The sequence below is a fragment of the Lactobacillus crispatus genome (genome assembly GCF_018987235.1).
Classification (GTDB): domain Bacteria; phylum Bacillota; class Bacilli; order Lactobacillales; family Lactobacillaceae; genus Lactobacillus; species Lactobacillus crispatus.
The window spans coordinates 2,163,635-2,184,890 of the sequence record NZ_CP072197.1 but is presented as its reverse complement, the minus strand read 5'-3'; the positions used below and the strand labels follow the sequence as shown (position 1 = coordinate 2,184,890).

General features: G+C 37.5%; 16 protein-coding genes, 1 pseudogene and 1 other annotated feature. Of the genes and pseudogenes, 10 read left to right on the top strand and 7 right to left on the bottom strand.

Features of this window, described 5'->3' with window-relative positions:
* Window positions 1–59 precede the first annotated feature (59 nt).
* From ppc to J6L97_RS10695, 3 genes and pseudogenes are all read right to left on the bottom strand, one after another.
* Complete coding sequence (ppc, locus tag J6L97_RS10705) at window positions 60–2,798, bottom strand: phosphoenolpyruvate carboxylase (RefSeq protein ID WP_057726917.1); 2,739 nt, start codon at window positions 2,796–2,798, stop codon at window positions 60–62.
* A 106-nt stretch (window positions 2,799–2,904) separates the two neighbouring features.
* Window positions 2,905–5,244, bottom strand: coding sequence for an ABC transporter ATP-binding protein/permease (locus tag J6L97_RS10700; RefSeq protein WP_057726918.1), 2,340 nt, complete (start codon window positions 5,242–5,244; stop codon window positions 2,905–2,907).
* Between the two features lie 14 nt (window positions 5,245–5,258).
* A pseudogene (locus J6L97_RS10695) lies at window positions 5,259–6,366 on the bottom strand (YdcF family protein).
* Window positions 6,367–6,504: 138 nt separating this feature from the next.
* Here J6L97_RS10695 and J6L97_RS10690 point away from each other — a divergent pair.
* The 3 genes from J6L97_RS10690 to J6L97_RS10680 all read left to right on the top strand — a co-directional run bounded on the left by J6L97_RS10690 (window position 6,505) and on the right by J6L97_RS10680 (window position 8,677).
* Entirely contained in the window at window positions 6,505–7,362 is an 858-nt protein-coding gene (locus J6L97_RS10690; RefSeq protein ID WP_118992340.1) for an IS982 family transposase, read from the top strand.
* Between the two features lie 69 nt (window positions 7,363–7,431).
* A complete protein-coding gene (locus J6L97_RS10685; RefSeq protein WP_013087063.1) occupies window positions 7,432–8,085 on the top strand; it encodes a CPBP family intramembrane glutamic endopeptidase in 654 nt (217 codons plus the stop codon).
* Window positions 8,086–8,320: 235 nt separating this feature from the next.
* Window positions 8,321–8,677 carry a hypothetical protein gene (locus tag J6L97_RS10680; RefSeq protein ID WP_013087062.1) on the top strand — a complete coding sequence of 119 codons (357 nt, stop codon included), beginning with the start codon at window positions 8,321–8,323 and terminating at the stop codon, window positions 8,675–8,677.
* 77 nt (window positions 8,678–8,754) lie between these two features.
* Here the strand turns inward: J6L97_RS10680 and J6L97_RS10675 are convergent, their stop codons facing one another.
* Entirely contained in the window at window positions 8,755–9,615 is an 861-nt protein-coding gene (locus J6L97_RS10675; RefSeq protein ID WP_057726757.1) for an Rgg family transcriptional regulator, read from the bottom strand.
* Window positions 9,616–9,709: 94 nt separating this feature from the next.
* On the opposite strand from J6L97_RS10675, the gene J6L97_RS10670 reads away from it, so the two are divergent.
* On the top strand, window positions 9,710–10,327 hold the full coding sequence (locus J6L97_RS10670) for a DUF4097 family beta strand repeat-containing protein (RefSeq protein ID WP_057726758.1): 618 nt from the start codon (window positions 9,710–9,712) through the stop codon (window positions 10,325–10,327).
* Between the two features lie 345 nt (window positions 10,328–10,672).
* Window positions 10,673–12,232, top strand: a complete 1,560-nt coding sequence (locus tag J6L97_RS10665) for an ATP-binding cassette domain-containing protein (protein WP_054832846.1) — start codon at window positions 10,673–10,675, stop codon at window positions 12,230–12,232.
* 39 nt (window positions 12,233–12,271) lie between these two features.
* On the opposite strand, the gene J6L97_RS10660 is transcribed toward J6L97_RS10665, so the two are convergent.
* From J6L97_RS10660 to cbpB, 3 genes are all read right to left on the bottom strand, one after another.
* A complete protein-coding gene (locus J6L97_RS10660) occupies window positions 12,272–13,441 on the bottom strand; it encodes a cation:proton antiporter (protein WP_057726759.1) in 1,170 nt (389 codons plus the stop codon).
* A gap of 38 nt (window positions 13,442–13,479) precedes the next feature.
* Window positions 13,480–13,536 (bottom strand) — a sequence feature (sodium ion sensor (DUF1646 type); this cis-regulatory element may regulate processes involved in with the transportation of sodium ions).
* 150 nt (window positions 13,537–13,686) lie between these two features.
* Entirely contained in the window at window positions 13,687–15,549 is a 1,863-nt protein-coding gene (locus tag J6L97_RS10655) for a heavy metal translocating P-type ATPase (protein ID WP_057726760.1), read from the bottom strand.
* Between the two features lie 118 nt (window positions 15,550–15,667).
* Window positions 15,668–16,138 (bottom strand): cyclic-di-AMP-binding protein CbpB, encoded by a 471-nt coding sequence (gene cbpB, locus J6L97_RS10650; protein ID WP_057726761.1) that lies wholly within the window; start codon window positions 16,136–16,138, stop codon window positions 15,668–15,670.
* Between the two features lie 583 nt (window positions 16,139–16,721).
* On the opposite strand from cbpB, the gene J6L97_RS10645 reads away from it, so the two are divergent.
* The 5 genes from J6L97_RS10645 to dltB all read left to right on the top strand — a co-directional run bounded on the left by J6L97_RS10645 (window position 16,722) and on the right by dltB (window position 21,249).
* Window positions 16,722–17,858 (top strand): YncE family protein, encoded by a 1,137-nt coding sequence (locus J6L97_RS10645; RefSeq protein WP_057726762.1) that lies wholly within the window; start codon window positions 16,722–16,724, stop codon window positions 17,856–17,858.
* A gap of 25 nt (window positions 17,859–17,883) precedes the next feature.
* The gene (locus J6L97_RS10640; protein ID WP_013087054.1) at window positions 17,884–18,180 is read left to right on the top strand and encodes a hypothetical protein; all 297 of its coding nucleotides are present in this window, start codon (window positions 17,884–17,886) and stop codon (window positions 18,178–18,180) included.
* Window positions 18,181–18,328: 148 nt separating this feature from the next.
* Window positions 18,329–18,481, top strand: a complete 153-nt coding sequence (locus J6L97_RS10635; RefSeq protein ID WP_054832847.1) for a teichoic acid D-Ala incorporation-associated protein DltX — start codon at window positions 18,329–18,331, stop codon at window positions 18,479–18,481.
* A 15-nt stretch (window positions 18,482–18,496) separates the two neighbouring features.
* Complete coding sequence (gene dltA, locus J6L97_RS10630; protein ID WP_057726763.1) at window positions 18,497–20,011, top strand: D-alanine--poly(phosphoribitol) ligase subunit DltA; 1,515 nt, start codon at window positions 18,497–18,499, stop codon at window positions 20,009–20,011.
* A complete protein-coding gene (dltB, locus tag J6L97_RS10625) occupies window positions 20,011–21,249 on the top strand; it encodes a D-alanyl-lipoteichoic acid biosynthesis protein DltB (RefSeq protein WP_057726764.1) in 1,239 nt (412 codons plus the stop codon). Before dltA ends, dltB begins: the two co-directional genes overlap by 1 nt.
* Window positions 21,250–21,256 lie beyond the last annotated feature (7 nt).

Genomic DNA, 21,256 nt, shown 5'->3' with positions numbered 1-21,256 from the left:
TCAAATGCTTGATAAAACAGGCAATGAGGAGCCTTTTTTAGCTAAAATTTATGTGTTTTTTATCCTGAATTACGTAAACCGGAAGCCACACCGTTGATAGTAATAGGAATTATACTTTGGTAAACACCTTGAATCTCATCTTCACGATCACGTTTGATCATTTCTAATTGAATGTAGTTCAAAATGTTGAAGTAAGGCATTCTGTATTCCAGACTCTTCTTAAGAGTAGGTGCATCTTCGATTAATTCATCATGACCTTCAATTTGTAGGATGACTTTCTTAGTTAGTTCCCATTCTTGATTGATGATATCAAAGACTGATTTAATTTGTTCATCTTCGCAAAGATCCGCATACTGCTTGGCAATTCTCATATTTGATTTAGATAAAACCATATCAACATTGGAAAGCAGGGAGTGGAAGAATGGCCAACCTTGGTACATATTTTGTAATTCCTTCAAGTTGGCTGGATCGGCATCGATGAATGATTTGAAACCAGAACCTACACCATACCAACCAGGGAACATTACTCGGCTTTGTGACCAAGAGAAAACCCAAGGGATGGCTCTTAAGCCAGAAAAGTCAGTGAGTTTCTTTCTTGAAGCTGGACGTGATCCTACGTTAAGACCAGAGATTTCTTTGATTGGAGTTGCTTGGAAGAAGTATTTAAGGAAGTTGGGATTCTCAAATACTAGTTTCCGATAAACTTCGTTGCTTTTAGCTACGATTTGATCCATTGAAGAACGGAAATCTGCGACATGATCTTCGCTAACAATTTGCTTAGAAGCCATTCGATCGATTGTTGCTGAAGCTAACATTTCTAGGTTGTAGTAGGCGGTGTCTTTATTACCATACTTGTTTTGGATAATTTCACCTTGCTCAGTCATCCGCATCCGATCGTTAATTGACTTGAATGGCTGTGCTGTAATTGCTTCGTATGATGGACCACCACCACGACCAACGGTACCGCCACGGCCATGCATAAAGGTAATCTTGATACCCATTTCTTCACCGATCTTAGTTAGATCCTTTTGAGCTTTATAAAGGTTCCAGCATGAAGCTAAGTAGCCACCGTCCTTATTAGAATCTGAGTAGCCTAGCATAACTTCTTGATAATTATTTTGAGAAACAAGCCACTTCTTGACGATATCAAAGCTTAAGAATTCCTTGATTATTTCCCGGGCATTATTCAAGTCTTCAACCGTTTCAAATAGTGGTACCACTTGAATTCGGGCTTTTTGATTATCAAGTAAATCGTATTCCTTTAACATGATTGCTTGTTCTAGCATGTCTGAAACACTCTCAGTGTGAGAAATAATATGTTGCTTGATGACGTCTTCACCCAAACGGTCTTTCAATTGACGAGCAGTCTTGTAGATCTTTAATTCTTTTTGTAGTAACTCAGACTTGGGTTTGTTATTGGCGTGTAAGTTACGTGGATCATTGTTCAATTCGTTGAGTAAAAGCTTGATCTTTTTGTCTTCGCTTAAATCGCTATAATTGTCACAAATTCCAGCACTCTTAAGTAGCTCAGCGACACAGGCCTCGTTAACGCTAGAATCTTGACGCATATCAATTGTAGCTAGATGGAAGCCGAAGATGTTGATAGCCTCAAGAATTTGAGTAAAGTAGCTGTCTACTACGGCGTGATCATGGTCTTCTTCAAGTGAATTTTTGATGATTTCTAAGTCGGCTTTAAATTCTTGAGCATTTTGATAACAAGGGATTTTATCAAGATTTTGGAGGTCACGTTTCTTTAAGAAAGTGTTCTTGTTAGTAATATTCAGTAATTTTTGTTCAGTGTGCACTAAACGGCTTTGAATATAGTAGAATGCCCGTCTATATGGCTCGTTAGTTCTGAATGGTGAATCATCATTAGAAAGCTCAGATAGGTGCATTACATCGTCAGATGGCTCCATATAAGAAGTAGACATGGAAATGGCTCTATAAAGCTTATTGATTTGCTTAATGTAATATTCAAAGATTACTTGGCTTTGCAAAGTAGCGCTTAGTTCTAGCGTATCAGCCGTTACATAAGGGTTACCGTCACGGTCGCCGCCGATCCACATTCCCATGGTAATTGGCGTAGCATGACTAGCGTTTAGCCCGTGTTTTTTAGCTAATTCCTTGTAACGACTAGTAAATTTGGTGATTGCAGGGATTAAAGCCTTAGGGTAGTAAGCCAAAACATTGGTAATTTCATTAGCTACCTTTAATTTGTGACCACGAATAATGTCAGTTTGCATCAAAATTTCAATGCAAGCCCGCATTTGTTCAGTCCATTCATCGCGATCAATTGTGCCATTCTTCACATCACGATAATTGCGCAAAAGTTGATGAATTTGATCGGTTAATTCCAAAATGGTTTTTCTTTGTACTTGAGTAGGATGGGCAGTTAAAACGGGTACTACATTTACATGTTCAAGGATTTCTTCGGCATTTTTCTTTTGGGCTACAATGTCAATTGTGTCACTCAATTTACCTAGATAATCTTGATGAGTATTGTTAAGCACATTAACTTTACTTGCTAGTTCTACATCCTCTGAAATGTTGATCAAGAGTGGGAGAGTAGCAAAATAACGTGCAACAACAATCATTTCGCGATTGTTAAGACTAGCAATTTGCTTTTCAAGTTCTTGATAATCTTTGGCGGCAGAGATTTTAATTAAGTTTTGGATCTTATCGAAAGCTGCTTGACCGATTACTTGCTTAGTTGATTCATTCAGTAAATCAGTTAAAACTTTGCTTTCTTCTGCCACTACATTAACATCGCTGTTATTTTCTAATTTTTTAACAGTCATGGTGAAAAAAGTTCCTTTCTTACTTGTTTTTGCTAAAGCTAAGATACCACATATTTTGCTAAAAATTTAGGTTATTGTGAACAACGTAACAAATTCTTTATTAAATTCATTCACTCCGCAATGCAATTGCAGCATCTTTCTTTGCAGCCATTCGTGCTGGAATATGACCACCTAAGAGGGTGAGGATAGTTGAAATAATGATCAAAACAATAGCAGCAGTAGGATCTAGTTGGGCTACATTTGCCAGATCAGTAATCTTGTAAATGATACTGTTAATTGGGAATGTTAGTAGGTAAGCAATCAGAATGCCTAATACACCAGAGAAAACACCTAGGATGAAGGTTTCGGCATCAAAGACACGAGTAATGTCTTTTTTACGGGCACCTAATGCCTTGAGTACCCCGATTTCCTTAGTTCGCTCAAGTACTGAGGTATAAGTTAAAATACCAATCATAATCATAGATGTGATTAATGAAATACCAGCAAATGCGACAAGGATCGTCGTTATCCCGCTTAAGAGGCCGCCAGTCATTGTGGTAACAGCGTTTGACATGTCAGTATAGAGAATCTTGTCTGATTTTTTCTTCCCTTTGTTCCATTTGTCAAGATAATCAAGTACTTTATCTTTATCATCAAAATTGTTGGGATAAATCATGATGCCAGTAGGGATGCTGGTACCGCCAAGAGTCTGCATTGTAGCTTTCTTTTCATTGGCATTTAGTTTTTGGTTAGTTAATACGCTATGGTTACTCTTCTTTTGTGCCTTTACAATTGCAGAGTTTTTATTTTCATTAATCACGCGTTGTGAAAGTTGATCGCTATAAGCAATTCCAGTTGATAACAAGGCCATTGAATCTTCGTTTTTAGGACGAATGACACCAGCAATCTTTAGCTTGGTTTGAGCACCGTTATACATGGCGTTATTTACCTTTTTAGGAATAAACATGCCAGTTTGCAATTGCTGATAGTAATCATTGTTGGCAACTACACGAAATTGCTTATTTACTAATTGGCCGAATTTGACGTGTTCCTTATTCTTTAAATCGAAACCAAGATTTTTTAAGGCATTGATGTTAACAGTATTTTTATTGTCAGTAACTAAAACCAAGTCGGTTGCCTTAGTAGGCCAAGTGCCTGAGAGCAATTGATAATTTTGCTTCAAAAATGAGCCTTTCTCTTTATTTAAAGTAGTGGGAAAGACACTTGAACCCAGTCCCATTGAACTCATCGCTTGGGATCTAGCAGCTAGAACAGAATTAGTCTGATCAGGATCCGTATTTGAAAATTGCACGCGTTCAATTTTTCCCTTGTTTTTAGCTAATAAATTCAAGCTTACGCCGCGTTGGTAAGACACGTTATTGGCATAATTAGGATTGATCTTCTTGATGTAGTTAACATACTTTGTGCTAATTTTATTAACGTGTTGGGCCTGTTCGCTTTGGTCTTGTTCTGCCGTTACATAGCCGCGGTTTTTGACATTTTTATCCGATTCTTTACGTGCATTAGCTGAAGTAATGTCAGTTGCGGTCTGTGAAATAGAAATCGGATATTTTGCTAAGGCCTTGCTCATTGTGGTATTGATTTGCTTTTGAAAACCATTAGAGATAGCTAAAACTACGGCAATTGAGATAATCCCGATGCTTGAAGCAAAAGCAGTTAGCAGAGTTCGACCTTTTTTGGTCATAATATTGGTGAAACTCAACTTGATGGCGTTCCAGTAAGACATCTTGGTACGCTTGAGGTTAAATTTGTCTTCTTCCTTATTAGGGCTAAAAGGATCAGAATCATGACGAATCTTACCGTCTTGGAAATTAACGATTCTTGTGGCGTATTCTTTAGCTAATTCAGGATTGTGGGTCACCATAATAACGAGTCGATCTTTAGATAGTTTTTTGATCAACTTCATAATTTGGACAGAAGTCTCAGTATCAAGTGCACCAGTTGGTTCATCACAAAGTAGAATATCAGGGTCGTTGGCAATTGCTCGAGCAATCGCTACTCGTTGCATCTGACCGCCAGACAACTGGTTAGGACGTTTATTTAGATGGTCTTTCAATCCCACTTCTGTTAACGCCGCAATTGCTTTTTCATGGCGCTGTTTTTTAGGCACACCAGACAAATTCATCCCTAGTTCCACATTGGCGATGATCGACAAGTGGGGGATTAGATTATAATTTTGAAAAACAAAACCAACGGTATTGTTGCGGTAAGCATCCCAGTCGGTCTCTTTAAAATTCTTGGTAGATTTGCCGTTGATGATCAAGTCACCTTGGTCGTAACGGTCAAGTCCGCCAATTACGTTTAACATGGTAGTTTTTCCAGAACCACTCGGACCTAAGATAGCGACGAATTCCTGGTCACGGAACGAGATTGTAACGTCGTCTAAAGCGTGGGTGATGTTGTCCCCCACTTTATATGACTTAAAAATATGCTTTAGTTGAAGCATTGCATCCCTCTTTTCTAAATTACAGTAAATCTTTCTAATCCTGTCATGACTAAGATAGCTTGCAGGATAAAGAATAAAACGATTAATCCCATGATAACGAAATGACGGCGTTTATGCATGACAAACACACCGGCAAATTCGCGGATAATTGCGTTAGGCAAGTAGTAGAATCTGGTGTAAGCACCGACACCATTGGCTTTTAAACCAACTTCCTTAGCCAAGAGAGCAGCTCTAAAAATATGGTAATTATTGCTAAAGAAGCGTGCCTTGAAGTGGGAATTACCAAAATCTTTTGTGGCAATACGCTTAGAAAAGAGCATGTTTTCGTATGTGTTTTTCGATTGATCTTCTAATAAGATACGGTCAACACTAACGCCACGCCGTTGTGCAAAACGAGACATAGCGAGTGCTTCAGAGATTTTTTCGTCAGCGCCTTGACCACCTGACATGATCAGGATAGGGCGCTTGCGGCCCTTTTGATACTGGCGGTTAGAGTATTGAATTGCTCGATTAATTCTAGCCGCAAGCAGTTTTGATACTTGGTCGCCATTGATTAGCCCAGCCCCTAGAACGATTAAATAGTCTTGGTGGTAGGTACGAGGATAAATTTGATATAGAAGTAAGTTTACCAAAAAGTTGTAAATAAAGCACCAATCCCAAATAAATTGCAATCGCGGGAATTGAAGCTAATGCGAGACTAAGCCAACGTGGCAAGTACTTACCTGGTCCTAAGAGCACGATAATACTAATAATTAATGCTAAAAATCCGGTAATTAAAGTAAGCAAGTTAGGCAAAGTATGGCTTTCATATTTCCAAACGAAATAGGCATTCCAGAATAGAAAAATCCAGGCGAAAATTAATAATAAGACAATGCAAAATAATGCAGCTAGAACTAGTAGGTCATAGGCACGTTGCAAGCCGTGACTCGTACTTTTGTGCACCATAACGGTGATCCAAGAGAGCATTGAGACTATAAAGATAGTAAACAAAACGCCATTAATCAAACGTCTTGGTTCGATAAGCCAAGAGATTAAAAAGACAAAAAATATCAGTAACATAAAGACTGAAATGTAGAAGAACTCACCGCGTCTCCCCAAAAAAGCGATGATCTGATTAAGCATAGATAGATACTCCTCCTTAGGTATTTTTTCTTATTTACATTACGCGTGGTGCTAGTTAAATCGTTTTAGTTAATAAAAAAGTCCAATCTTGTTAGACTCGACTTGTAAATAGTAATAATAGAAAAGAGTCTGATCTGATTGAACTGCCTTAAGCTTAAGCGTTTTAGCCACCATTTACAAGTTAGTTTTAAAGATTTAGTGATAATTTGTCGGCACTGGTATCGTTTGTATGCACCGGCTGAGTTTACTCATCGGCGAAATATTGATCAAATTAAAACTACGGACAGTCTGATTTTGGCTTTACTTATCTGGCAAGCTAAGACAGGAATTGAATCACAAAGAAGATTCTGTGAATGTTTCAATTGTTTATCACACTCACGTTTTAATCGGCGTTCACGTCAGCTATTGCAATTGATTTATCAGATACGGCAAGAAATGAATAAAAAGGTTGACCTGAATGGACATTTCTTGATCATTGACAGCTTTCCGGTACCTGTTTGCCAACCAATTCGCAACTATCGTGCTAAAATTTTTCGCGGTTATGCCAACATTGGTTATAAGGCCACCAAGAAAATTTACTTCTATGGTTTCAAAGTTCATGCCATTGTTAGCGATGACGGTTACATTCTTGATTATGTCGTAACAAAAGCATCAGTTCATGATGCCAAGGAGACAGTTGAACTGATGGAAAATGCACATCCATCTAATTACTATCTTCTTGGCGACGAAGGCTATTTAGGCAAAGAACTGCATCAACAGCTAAAACAAATGGGTTATGAACTTTGGACACCATATCGTAAAAATATGACAGGAGCTAAAAAGCACAATGATCATCAATTGATGGCTATTCGCAGAACAATTGAAAGCGACTTTTCGCTTCTGACCTATTACAATGCCGAGAACAATCGAGCACGTAGTCTGATAGGCTTTCAAAGCCGGTTGGAAATTGCAATTTTAGCTTATAATTTGGCTTATTGTCTAGAAAGATTTAACTAGCACCACGCGTATTTACATTATAATAGAAACAATGATTACTAGTTGAAAGAATCAAGGTGTGAATGAAAAATGAAGAGATTTGGACATTACCTGGGAAATATTGCAGGGGCTGTGTTGGCTTTGGTAATGTATTCTGAATTAGAAGTACTTTACTTTAGACCTCAGCGATTTGATTTGGGGCAATATCGCGTCTTCGTTACGGCGCTTGCTACGGTAATAGTTTTGTTTGCAATTTCCTATATTTATCGCAGGCAATTAAAAGAAGAAAATGATTGGGGCTTTGATGAAACACCACACTGGGACTGGCGCAGAATCGGAATAGCGATGATCGGTTTTGTACTGATTGTAGTAGGTTCGATTGTGATGCTTAATCTAGTTGGTGGCGGCGTTTCAAAGAACCAGGAAAGCTTGAATAAAATAGCGGAATACAATGCAGGTTTATTTAGGATCCTAGTAGTTTTCATCGCGCCATTTTGTGAGGAACATATCTTTAGAGGGATGTTTTTCAATATCTTTTTCACTAAGAAAAATACTAGAAATAAGTGGCTAGGTATTGTTGCAAGCGGATTTTTATTTGGCTATATGCATGATCCGGCATTAAGTAAGTATATCTTAGTATATTGGGTCTTAGGCATGGTTTTAGCTTGGGTCTATATGTCAACCAAGGATTTGCGCTATTCAATTTTGGTGCACATGTGCTATAACGCGTTAGGTTTTATTTAGAGATTGAAACAAGTGTTTGGGAAAGAACGGTTTCTCAGACACTTTTTTAATGCTTTTGGACAAAAAATCCCCGCAATCGTTATTATAGCAACACTTTCAGACGACTGAATTATTTTTGAAAAACTTTGAATTATCCCTTGCAATTAATAACATATGTTATACAATAAAGATGCAAGGAATAAGGGAACAAAAAGTTCCAACAAGTTAAGTGATATATAAATTAGAGGTATTCATTATGTTAGTTTCAAAGAATTTAGTTAAAGTTGTTTCAATCGCAGTTGCTTCAATGAGTTTAATGGGTGTTGGTGCTTCAGTTAGTCAAGCAGCTAGTTTTCCTGCTCCAAAGTTAGGTGTTGCCGAAACTATGCCAACTGATCCTGCAATTAAAAAGGGTGACAAGATCTTTGTTACTGTAAAGGACACTAAGAACCAAAAAGTTAATGTTTTGGACGCACAAGGTCACAAGACTAGCCAAAAGGTTTCAATGGGTTCAACTTACACCGTTAAGGATGTTAAGAAAGCTGCTGGCAAGAAGATCGTCAAGATCAACAAGAGTCAATGGTTGAACATCAAAGACGTTGTAAAGGATTAATTAAAAGCTAAAAATTTGTAAGCTTGCATAATGAATACCATGTCAAAAGCCGTGAAAGTAAATTACTTTTACGGTTTTTAATTTTCTTTTTCTGGCCAGATTTGTTGTACGTCTTTAAAAATTTCAAGCCATTTTTGAGCAACTTCCATGCAATTCAACTGAACTATGGTATCAATCATTGCCAATACAGGCTGTGCGTCGAGAGTATGACAGTAGTCGATAATTTTTTGTAAAAGGGTCAATGTTAAACTAAAGAACATGAGATAGAAGGGAAGTTCTATCTTTTTTAATTCATTAAGAATTTTTTGAGCGTAATCTAGCTTCTTTTTGAAAACTAAGGCAATAACTGTATCAGATAAACCGCCTATGAAAATGGTGGTGTTTTCGTTCAAACTTTCTGTAGGATGAAAGTTGTGAATAATTCGCAGAGCAATTTGATAGCCGATTTTAGAATTTAGCAAAAACGGTGAGTTAGCAAAGAGCAAGATATTGTATTTAGACCAAACGGTGTTGTGAAGCAGGTATGAACCGATTCGATTAATGTCTGCAGGTGTTAGATAGTTTTTACCAGTCATGAGAAATAATTGATTGCAGACAAGAATGATGTTTTTGAGTTCGAGAATATTTTTGGTGGCGTGATAATGATTTAGCTGCTCCTGAACAAATTTTTCGAGTACCTTTGTATCATTGTCTTTAATGGCCGTTATAATGTCGTCTGGCAATGTAAATTCTGTTTTCATTGCAGCGTAATGCGTGAATTCGTCAAGCGTAATGTTGCTGCGCCTGAGTAATGCAATGGCGGTGCTAAACTCAACTTCTACCTGATTGTTTTCCCAGCGTGATAACTTGGAGATTGAACAAATACCCTTGCAGGCTTCAGTTTGAGTGATTTCTTGATCTTTGCGCAATTGTTTGTAAACTGAACCATATTTGAACATAATTTTTCACCTCGATTTGCAGATCTGCAAATATGTTAGATTTAGGCTTATTATCTTGCGATAATCAAAATACATCAAGTACTTGGAGGAAAAAATGAAAGGTAAAAGAGTTTTGAAAGTATCTATATTAGTAGTAATTTTGGCTTTAGTAATTGGAGCGAGTTTAATGTTTAGAAAAGGTAATGCAGGTCCGATCGTCCAAAAAGAGCTGACACATCAACAGTTTAATCAAATCGATGTAAATGTTGCTAACGCAAATATTAAGATTCAAAAAGGTGACAGTTATCGTGTAATCTATAACGGTAGAGAAAAAATGGTACCGGCAGTTAAAGTTGAAAATAGTGTTTTAAAGGTTGAACGTAATAATGGATCTGTAAATATTAATGCAAATATTTTTGATTTGTTTAAGAAGAATTCGATTGTACCTACGATTACAATTGAAATACCTAAAAAGAAGCTTGATAAAGTGACGATCGATAGTTCAAACGGTAATGTAACGGTGAGGGATGTTTCTCTTAAGCGAGGTCAAATCGATACTTCGAACGGTAGTGTTGTGGTTAGAAATAGTGTGGCTCAAGGATATGACCTTGATACATCTAACGGACGAATTACAGTAAATGGACAAGATGAAGGCGACACATATAGCCAAAATGACGTCGGGGATAATGTGCTAGAGATTGATACTTCAAATGGAAATATCACAGTAAATTAGGAATGATAAAAAAGCGCAATTTTGTAGATTGCGCTTTTTTAATGCTTTTAATCAAGAAGATCTGGCTTATGTTGCTTTGCATATTTGAAAATTAAGTGAGCATTGGAATGCATAAACTTTTCGAAAAACTTGATTTGTTCTTGGCTAAATCCATCATTATTTAGCCATTTATATGTAGGTAAAATAGCTCTTGCTTCATTGAAGCCCAAAACGGCAACATAATAAATCCTCCTCTCGATTTTTACTTAGTTTTAACCAGCTTAAATTTGCAGATCTGCAAATTTCCCGCATTTTTCGTCATTATCCTGCGATACTAGCCTCAAGTAAAATACAGGAGGACAAAAAATGATTTACAAATATTCTTCACATGCAAAATTCATTATGTTAACTATTTTAGGCTTGATTGCTAGTACACAACAAATTATTTTTGCATATATGGTACAGACATTGACCAATGTTGGTACGCAAAGAAGGTTTGGCGATTTAGCACAATTTCTAGTTATTGTTATTGGGGCGTTTATTGCGACTTTTATTGCTTCGCTGATTTTCAATCGGTTAAAAACAAGTGCTATTCAAGAGACTAATACGACGCTGCGAGCTGGTATTTTAAAGGGGATGCTGGGTCAGACTAGCGAAGAAAATACTGCTAGCTTAGGCTTTTTAACTACAGATTTTAAACTGCTGGAAACTAATCGTTTTGATGCCGAAATTGAAATAATGATGCAGGCCTATATGATTGTCTTTGCGCTAGGGTATGCTTTATATGTTAATTGGTTAGTTACATTATTATTTTTAATCGGTTCATGTTTGCCGATGCTGGTTTCTAATTTATTTCAAAAGAAGATTCAAACTGCAGCAGAAAATTGGACAACTGCTAATGATAAATATGTTAGTCATATTAAAAACTTTCTGGCTGGCAGCACAACATTAAATTTATACAACAAGCGCGATAATGCGGTTAAGAAAAATCAAGTTTTGATCAATCAATTAGAAGATGCTTTGCGTAAAATGAACTTACTCAATCTAGATACTAGTTCTTGGATTAACTTGATTGCTAGTTTATTTACGTTCTTAACCCCATTCTTAGTGGGAATTTACATGGTGGTTAAGTGTCAAACTACTTTAGGTGCCTTATTTGCAATCGTTCAACTGTCAAATTCATTTCTTAATCCAATTTTGACTATTTTAGAAGATCGAAACAAATTATCAACAACTAAGAAAATTGTCGCTAAGGCAGAAAAATATATTGCCAAGGGCAAGGTTGAAAAGAAAGAGACCAATTATAATTTTGCAAAAATTCAAGTAGAAGATCTTGATCTTACTAGAAAAGGTAAAGAATTAGCTAATCAAATTAACTTTGCAGTTGCTAAAGGCCAAAAAGTTGCAGTTATTGGACCATCTGGTGTAGGTAAATCAACGTTATTACAATTCCTATTAACCGGAAAGCATGGTCATGCCAAGGAAATATTGCTTAACGATAAAAAGCAAAAGCCAGGCTCGTTTACAGATTTATTCGCTTATGCTAGCCAGTCCCCAGTAATTTTTGCCGATACCTTGTGGTTTGATCTCACTTTAGGTGCAAATATTTCCCGGGAAAAGGTGAGCGAGGTGTGCCAAAAATTAGGCTTGGATCAAATTATTGCTGAAAAGGGCTGGGACTATTCCTTGGGTGATAACGCGGATCAATTGTCTGGAGGACAATTAGCCAGAATTGAGCTTGCACGGGCTATTTTGGCTAATAGACCTGTTTTGCTACTAGATGAAATTAATGCATCCCTTGATAAGAACACATCAGATCAAATCCATGATTACTTGTTAAACTCAAACCTTACCTTTCTTGAAGTAATTCACCACTATGAACCAGCAGATTTGAAAAAGTATGATCAAGTAATCGAATTAAATTAAAGATAATAAAAAAATCCAGCCTTGACTGGATTTTTTTGCTTACATAAATTCTGTAGAATTCTGTTGCTTTTTAATAAAGTAATTCAAGATAAACGGCGAAATAACTGTAGTAACGATAATTACTAGGATCAGACTTGAATAAATATCCTCAGGGAAGAGATGGTGGTTAATTCCGATTTGCGCTACAATCAGTGCAACTTCACCACGTGATACCATTCCAGCACCGACGATATTGCCTTCATTCTTATTGAAGCCAAAGATTTCGCTGGAGTATTTTCCGGCCCAGAATTTTGATAAAATAGCTAAAACGGTCATAACGATAATGAACCAGATATCCTTGAAAAAGCTGGCAAAAGTCATTGAAAGACCGATATCAGCGAAGAAGACGGGGATGAAGACAGAGTAGCCGATTGCGGAAACAGAAGAGTGAACTTCTTTGTATTGTGGTGTTTGACGAATTGCTAAACCACCGAAAAATGCACCCACAACAGCTGAAAGACCAACAAAATCAGCGGCCCAAGCCATGGTTAAGGCTAAAACCAATGAACCGATAACGACGGAATAGTCAACGTCGATTTTTTCAGAAGCTTTCATAAAGTATGGCGCAACAAATTTAAAAATCAGCCAAACAACTACGAAGTAAACTACTTCAATCAAGATATTAAGCAAAAAGTTATTAGTTAAGCCGCTCTTGCCACCTTTATGACTGAATGTAGTGAATAGACTCAGAACAACCACGGCTAAGATATCGTCAACTACGGCAGCACCTAAAATGGCTGTGCCGGCACGGGTGTGCAGTTGGTGTGCTTCTTGCAGCACCACAACGGAGATAGAAACGCTAGTTGCTGCAAAGACAATCCCGATAAAGAGTGCTTCAAGAGGGCGCATGCCAAAGAAGTAACTGGCTAAGCCCATGAAAACAACGGGGAGGATAACGCCGACTGTGGCGACAGTAAAGCTTAGCTTGAAGTATTTTTTTAATAAATCTAGATCGCTCTCAAGCCCAGCTAAGAACATCAGCAGAATAACCCCGAACTCGGAGAATAGACTGATGATATCATTTGGCTTAACCCAATTTAAGATAGCTGGTCCCAGTAAAATTCCTGATAATAGTTGTCCAATAACTGCAGGCATATTGAAGCGGGCGAATAATTGCCCCAGCAAAACTGTAGTTAAGAGGATTAAGATAAGTTGTCCTAAAAAATGCATATTTTCCCCTTCTGTAAAAAAACAAAAAACTTTCAAGTGCTTCCTGACCCAAAGAAGCGAATCTTGAAAGTTTTTATTGTGATAAAAACCCAACCACTAAAAATTATTTAGTTGAGTATAATTTTAATAGTTTTTTAACTTAGATGCAAATTGAACTAGTGCAGTGCTACGCATAATTATTTATGAAAAAAGGCTCCAGAACCAAATCGATTCTGGAGCTTCTTTACATCTTATTAATATCTAATTTATTTTTCTTCCAAACCAAATTGCTTATCACTTGGCTTAGTCTTAGCAAGTAAACCTAAGCTGATCGTAATCATGTCGACTACTTCTTGCAAAATAGCGCCCCAGAAGGCTGGGATAACACCAGTGAAGGCAATCAATTCAATGATAATAACGACACCAATTGCAGTTAAAACATCGATATTAGCAACCTTCATTGTGTGTTTAGAAATAGCGACTGCATCGTTAACTTTAGAAATATCGTTAACCATGATAACAGCATCGGCACTTTCACTGGCAGCAGTAGCACCTTTAGCCCCCATGGCAATACCAACATCTGCGGCAGTTAAACTAGGCGCGTCGTTAACACCATCACCAGTCATAACGACAGGACGAAGATCCTTAGGTACATCTTTGATAGCTTGAATTTTTTGTGATGGCAAAAGTTCTGAGCGAACATCAGTAATACCAGCTTCTTTAGCAACTTTTTCAGCAACTTGCTTGTGGTCACCGGTAAGCATCATGATATCTTCTGCACCTTGACGACGAAGACGTTCAATAGTCTTAGGACTCTCTGGACGCATCTTATCTTTCAAAGTGATGTAGCCAGCAAACTTACCGTCAACTGAAACGTAAACAGCAGTTGAAGTGACGTTTAATTTTTCATGACCTGGCGCAACAAAGGATAACTTACCAACTTTAACGTGTTTGCCATCAACATCACCTTCAACACCTTGAGCGGTAGTTTCCTTAAGGTTAGTTACGGGATGAATTAAATCCTTGTCAGTAGCCTTAACTAGAGAACTAGCGATAACGTGACTTGACTGTTGTTCAACACTGGCAGCTAAGCTTTGCAATTCTTTTTGATCAAATGATTTGTCATCAGTAACGACTTGGTCAACGATCAATTGGTTTTCAGTCAAAGTACCAGTCTTATCAAAAGCAAAGGTCTTAGCGCGAGCCAACTTCTCTAGGGTTGGACCAGACTTAACAATAATATGGTGAGCTGACATTGAACTCATCCCTGATACCAAAGCAACAGGAGCAGCGATCAACAGTGGACATGGAGAAGCAACAACCATAACTTCCGCAAAGCGAGTTGCATCCCCAGACACAGCCCAAGCGACACCACCAATAATCAAAGATATAACGGTAAACGGAATGGCGTAACGGTCAGCCATCTTAACGAACTTAGCAGGTTGAGCTTGTGAAGACTTAACTAACGCAACAATAGACTGATATTCTGAGTCCTTAGCAGCCTTAGTTACCTTCATCTCTACCGCTACATCACCGTTCACTGAACCGGACATTAAGTCGTCGCCAGGGTTCTTGGTCACAGGAACTGATTCACCAGTTAATGAAGATTGGTCGAAGCTTGAAGTGCCCTTAACGATTTGACCATCGACAGGAACTTGTTGACCTGGCTTGATCAAAACAGTATCACCGACCTGCAGGTCATCAACCTTAACTTCGGTGATCTTCCCGTCAACTAACTTGTTGGCGATACGTGGCGTTTTATCAAGCAAGGCACGTAATTCCTTGTTGGCTTGACCAGTTGCGTAATCTTCCAGCGTTTCACCACCGGTCATCATTACCAAAATCATCCATTCAGCCCATACATCACCAATCAATATGGTAGAAACAACAGCGATAACAGCCAGGATGTCTACGCCGTAACGGCCTGTCTTCCAATCGTGGAAAATTTCCAATAGTAAAGAAATTGCCATCAAGATACCAATGATATCAATAATGATGGCATGAACTGGAAATTGAAGATTTCCGATTGAGAAGAGGCTCTTTGAATGCAATGCAAATTGGCTAATTAATCCGACTGCACCAGCAATCAAAACGACAATAAACTTCCATTGACGTTTTAAATTTTTCATAATTGCCTCCCAAAAATACAAACATATCTGTCTACCGCTTAATTCTAACATTCTTTATTGGTCTGGACACAAATAAATGTTGGAGTTAAAAAAAGCAGCCTTAAAGGCTGCTTGGAGGTTATTTTATTCGTTTTGTTTCGTAGTGTTTGTCATAAGTGTGAACTACATAGTTAAATGCCTTAATCCATTCGCGTCTAGTAAGTAGTCCCTGAAACACGCCGCGATCATCAACAACGGGCAAGAAAGCATTATTGATTAACAGATGCAGTTGCGTTTCTAGGGTAGTTTCAATGAAGTTTATTTTATCAAACTTAGTTTGCATTACATCTTCGACCTTTAATTTATCCAAAGGGGCAGTGGAGATCTCATTAGTCGTCAGCATCTTGTCCGTAATCATTGCCAAACTAAGCAGGCCAACGACTCGTTTTTCTTTATCTAAAACTGGAATTTTTGAATATTTAACCTTAGTCAAAATCAAAAAGGCATGATAAAGAGGATTGTCTGCTTGGACAAAGGCAATTCGGCTAGCAGGGATTAAAAATGAACCAGATTTTTCTTCTATTAAGTGTTTGATTGATGGTGAAAACATAGCGGCACCTCATTTCTACCTTAATTATACAGAAAAAAGTGCTGAAAAAGGAAAAGGCCCGCAAGTTTTTGCGGACCTTATTAGTTTCATCTACTTTGGAGGAGTAAGAATGAATGAAATAAAAAAGTGGGAGTATTGTAGCAAGTTTCTACCATCTTGCTACGGTTTATATAATACTGGGTAAATGTGAAGTAAAAGTGTTCAATTTATTATGAAAAGGTAAAGATTTGTTTGAGAAGAAGTTAAGGCATAAGAAAAGCTCACGCAACGCACGTGAGCCGAAAGGGATAGATATGAAATTGACTAATTGGAGTAAGTCAATTCTTTTTATTTTCATTATTTACTTGGAGGAGTATGAATGAAAAACAAAAAAGTTGAGTTGTAGTAAGAAATCTTTTCTCCTTACTACACTTAATAGTATAACCTTAAATTGTGAAAAAAGTGTGACGAATGTGCTTTATTTGCAAAAAAAATTATCTTTTTAGTAAAAATTGCTTATAGCAAAGGGCTAAAAGCAAAAAAATAATTATTTTTCGCTATAATTAGGTGCATAGCAAAACAAAAATGAGAAAGGAGTAATCTTTTGAAGAAGTTTGGTAAAAGAACCTTGCGCTTCTTTTTAGTGCTTCTTCTTTTAGCAGGAGTTGGAACAGGAGGCTATTTCGGTTACCAATGGTGGCAGAAGCAGGAGATGATTCGGCAACGGCCAAAGGAAAAACTTGCTAAAGATGGGACAAATACTAGTCCTGCTTGGCATAATTTCTCTAATTATCAAAAGGCATTGCGTGAAAAATATTCCTTTATTAATAAGGTATCTAACTACGTTCCACCACGCACGTGGGATGGAAAAGACTTTGTTTTACCAGGACTGCTGGCGACCAAAAGCTATGATTTTAAAACTAAAAAGGTAAATACAGCTACTGCGATGACACCGCAAGGGATTACTATAGCTGGTAAGTATATTTTGTTAACCGCCTATGATGGGGAACACGAACATGCTTCAGTCGTCTATGTTTTGGACAAAAAGACGGGTAAATATCTCAAGACAATTCAAGTAGCAGGGCGGCCGCACTTAGGTGGCATTGCTTATGATCCGGTTGCTAAAAATATTTGGGTAACTGGATCAATGGGAAAGTCATCGGCGCTAGCTGCTTTTTCGATGGCGGAATTAAAGTCTTACAAAGCCGGTAGCCAAATACCGATTAAATATAAGTATCAAATTGCGATTCCAGCGGTTGAAAAAGCCTCAACTGTAACCTATTATGATGGTCAACTGTTCGTAGGCTTCTTTAACATGTATGGTCGCGGCAAGGTTGCAGCTTATACAATTGCACGTAGCGGTAAAAATCGCGGCTCGATTACTAATAATGAAGTTAAATCCGTTACAGGAACGCTACGCTGGTCCGATCCAACTGGTGAAACGTCAATGGATAAGCAAATTCAGGGGATTGCTATTTATCAAAATAAGATCTTTTTGAGTCAATCTTATGGTAGTGGTGATTCAAAGCTTTATGTTTTTCCCACCTCAGCTTTGAATGCTCTGGACGAAAAAAATGCGGAGTTGGTGATTACCATGCCACCGTATTTAGAACAAATTACTGCTTATAAAGGTCAACTGCTTTGTGTATTTGAATCTGGGTCAAAGATCTATGCTAGACCAGAGATCGTCGTTATGGACCGTATTTTATCGATGAATATAAATGCATTGTTTGGTAACTAATCAAGAAAGGAACAAATAAAGAAAAATGAAGATTGACTACCGGAAAAGAGAGATTTTTCTTTTACGTTTTTCAGGCTGGTTTTGCTTATTTCCAGCAACAACGTATTTGTATTTGTGGCAAAGCACGCATTTAGTCTTTTGTTTAGGCGAAGTGGTTATCATTGCATTATTTGCGGCATTTTTGTTGGCAACCGCGAAAAGTGAGATGTGGGCTAAACCACAAAATGTAATGCGTTTGATGATTTTTGCATTAATTTTTGTGGCAATTATTATCTTTATTCCATTATTTTTTGCTTATCGGGATTGCAAGAGACAACAGTAAAGAAAACGCATTCGCAATTTGAAACAAATAACTGAAGATTTAAGAAAAAGTTTAAATTTGTTAAAATATAAGCTGTTAGTGCATTTGTTGCCACTATTTGTAGTAATATAGGGCAAAGACAAAAGTAAGATTACCTAAGGGAGAAAAAATGAATAAAAAGACGAAGGTTGATTCTCGAGGCAAACGTATTGGTATGTTTGTTTTGAAAACAATTGTTTATTTTGGAATCCTGATGGCTCTTATCTATTTATATGAATATAGTGGACTAACATCTGTTCACTTCATTTATAATGAATTTTAAGGTAGGTGCTATCACATGATTCAAGATGTTATTAAGAAAATTGATGAGATCGCCGCAAACGAACCAGATCGTGTTGTTTACGACTATCTCGGTGAAACTAATACATATGGTGACCTTAAAAAGCGTTCAAATGCGTGGGCACATAAAATTGCTAGCTTAGATATTCCAGAGCATGCTCCAATTATGATTTGGGGCGGACAAACTTTTGAAATGATTGCTAGTTTTCTTGGTTGTGTTAAGTCAGGTCACGCTTATATTCCAATTGCTAGCTATTCTAATGCAGAACGTTTAACGATGATTCAAGACGTTTCTAAGTCACCACTAGTTTTGGAAATTGATCCGTTACCAGAAGTTGATTTAACTGATGTTAAGGTTCTTAAGGCTAGCGAAGTTGAAGACGGCAATTTTGAAGTTGACGAGAAGAACTTCGTTGAAGGTGATGACAACTACTACATTATCTTTACATCAGGTACCACTGGTAAGCCTAAGGGTGTACAAATTAGTCACGACAATTTGCTTAGTTTCGTTAACTGGGAGTTGTCAGACTTTAATTTGCCAGAACATCCAAGTTTCTTGGCACAAGCACCTTACTCATTTGATTTGTCAGTAATGAGTCTTTATCCAGCACTTGTTTCTGCTGGTAAGTTGGTAGTTTTGCCTCATGATGTTACTCAAAACTTTGGTAAATTATTCCAAACTTTGCCAAAGATGCAGTTCAATGTTTGGGTATCAACTCCGTCATTTGCACAGATGTGCTTCTTGGACAAGACTTTTGATGCAGAACACCATCCAGACTTAAGTCATTTCTTGTTCTGTGGTGAAGAATTGCCACACAGTGAAGCTGAGATGCTTAAGAAGAAGTTCCCAGATAGTCATATTTTCAACACCTATGGTCCAACTGAAACAACAGTTGCTGTTACTCAAGTTGAAATTACTGATGAAGTTCTTAAAAAGTATGACCGTTTGCCAATCGGTAAGGTTAAAGAAGACACTAAGATTACAATTGATACTTCTAAGGGTGATAAGCCTGGCGAAGGTGAAATTATCATTAGTGGTCCTAGTGTTTCTAAAGGATATATGAACAATCCTGAAAAAACGGAAGCTGCCTTTTTCCATGAAGATGGTGCTGAGTATCGTAGCTACCGGAGTGGGGATGCTGGTTTCTTTGATGGCGATATGCTATTTTACCGCGGTCGAATTGACTTCCAAATCAAGTTCAACGGCTACAGAATCGAGCTTGAAGAAATCAATTTCTACTTAACTAAGAACAAGCTTGTCCGTTATGGCGTTGCGGCTCCTAAGTACAATAAGGATCATACCGTTAAGCAGATCGTTGCCGAAATCGAATTAAAAGAAGGCGTTCGTCGTCAATATTCTGACGCTGCTTTAACTAAGATGATTCGTGAAGACTTAGCTAAGAATATAATGCCTTACATGATTCCACAGCGTTACATCTACCAAGATGCAATACCTATTTCACAAAACGGTAAGGTAGATATTAAGGCGGTAATTAAGGAGGTTAATAAGTAGTGAATTTTAATTTCATTAACTTACAGCCTTATTCTAATCCGCAATATTTCATCTATTTGATGATCGCATTAATTCCAATTATCATTGGGCTATATTACGGTCATCGACTCAAGACATATGAAGCAATTTTTTCAATTGTTTTCTTGTTCTTGATTTTTGATGGTGATCACTGGGAGCAAGGGGTTAACCTGTTAATCTGGTTGGTTTACGAATTTGCCTTAACCTTTGCTTATCAGTATTATCGTCACCACGGTAAAAATAAGACTTGGATCTTTAGTTTGGCTGTGATTTTGGCAATTATTCCATTAGCCGCAGTTAAATATTTGACCGCTTTTCCTGATAACTCAATTGGCTTTGTCATTGGTTTCTTGGGGATCTCATACGTAACCTTTAAGACAGTACAAGTTATTATGGAAATGCGTGATGGGGCAATTAAGAAGGTAGATCCGATTACTTATGCAAGGTTCTTACTCTTCTTCCCAACTATTTCTTCAGGTCCTATTGACCGTTACCGTAGATTTAAAAAAGATTATGATAAGGTACCTACGCGTGATGCATACATTACAGATATGCAGTATGCTGTTAGATACTTATTCCAAGGCTTTTTATATAAATTTATTATTGGTTGGTTCTTCGGTACTTATTGGCTACCAAAAATCAGTGTCGCTGCTTTAGCCGTGGGTAATGCAAATGGCGGCTTGAAGCTATCATGGTGGCTTGTAGCTTACATGTATTGCTACAGTATGTACTTGTTCTTTGACTTTGCAGGTTACTCATTGTTTGCTGTATCAATCTCATACTTTATGGGAATTCATACACCAATGAACTTTAACAAGCCATTTATTTCTAAGAACATTAAGGATTTCTGGAACCGTTGGCACATTACCTTATCATTCTGGTTCCGTGATTACATCTACATGCGATTCACTTTCTTTGCAATGAAGAAGAAAATGTTTAAGAATCGAATTAGATTATCACAAGTTTCTTACTTCCTGTTGTTCTTAATCATGGGTTTCTGGCATGGCTTAACGTGGTATTATATTGTTTATGGTATCTTCCATGCTTCAGCTATTTGTATCAACGATATGTGGCTTAGATTCAAGAGAAAGCATAAGAAGCAAATTCCATCTAACAAGTTTACTAAATGGTTCGCCATTTTCTTAACCTTTAATGTGGTATGTTTCAGTTTCTTGATTTTCTCAGGGTTCCTAAGTCAACTGTGGTTCGGCTGGAAGTAGAATAAGT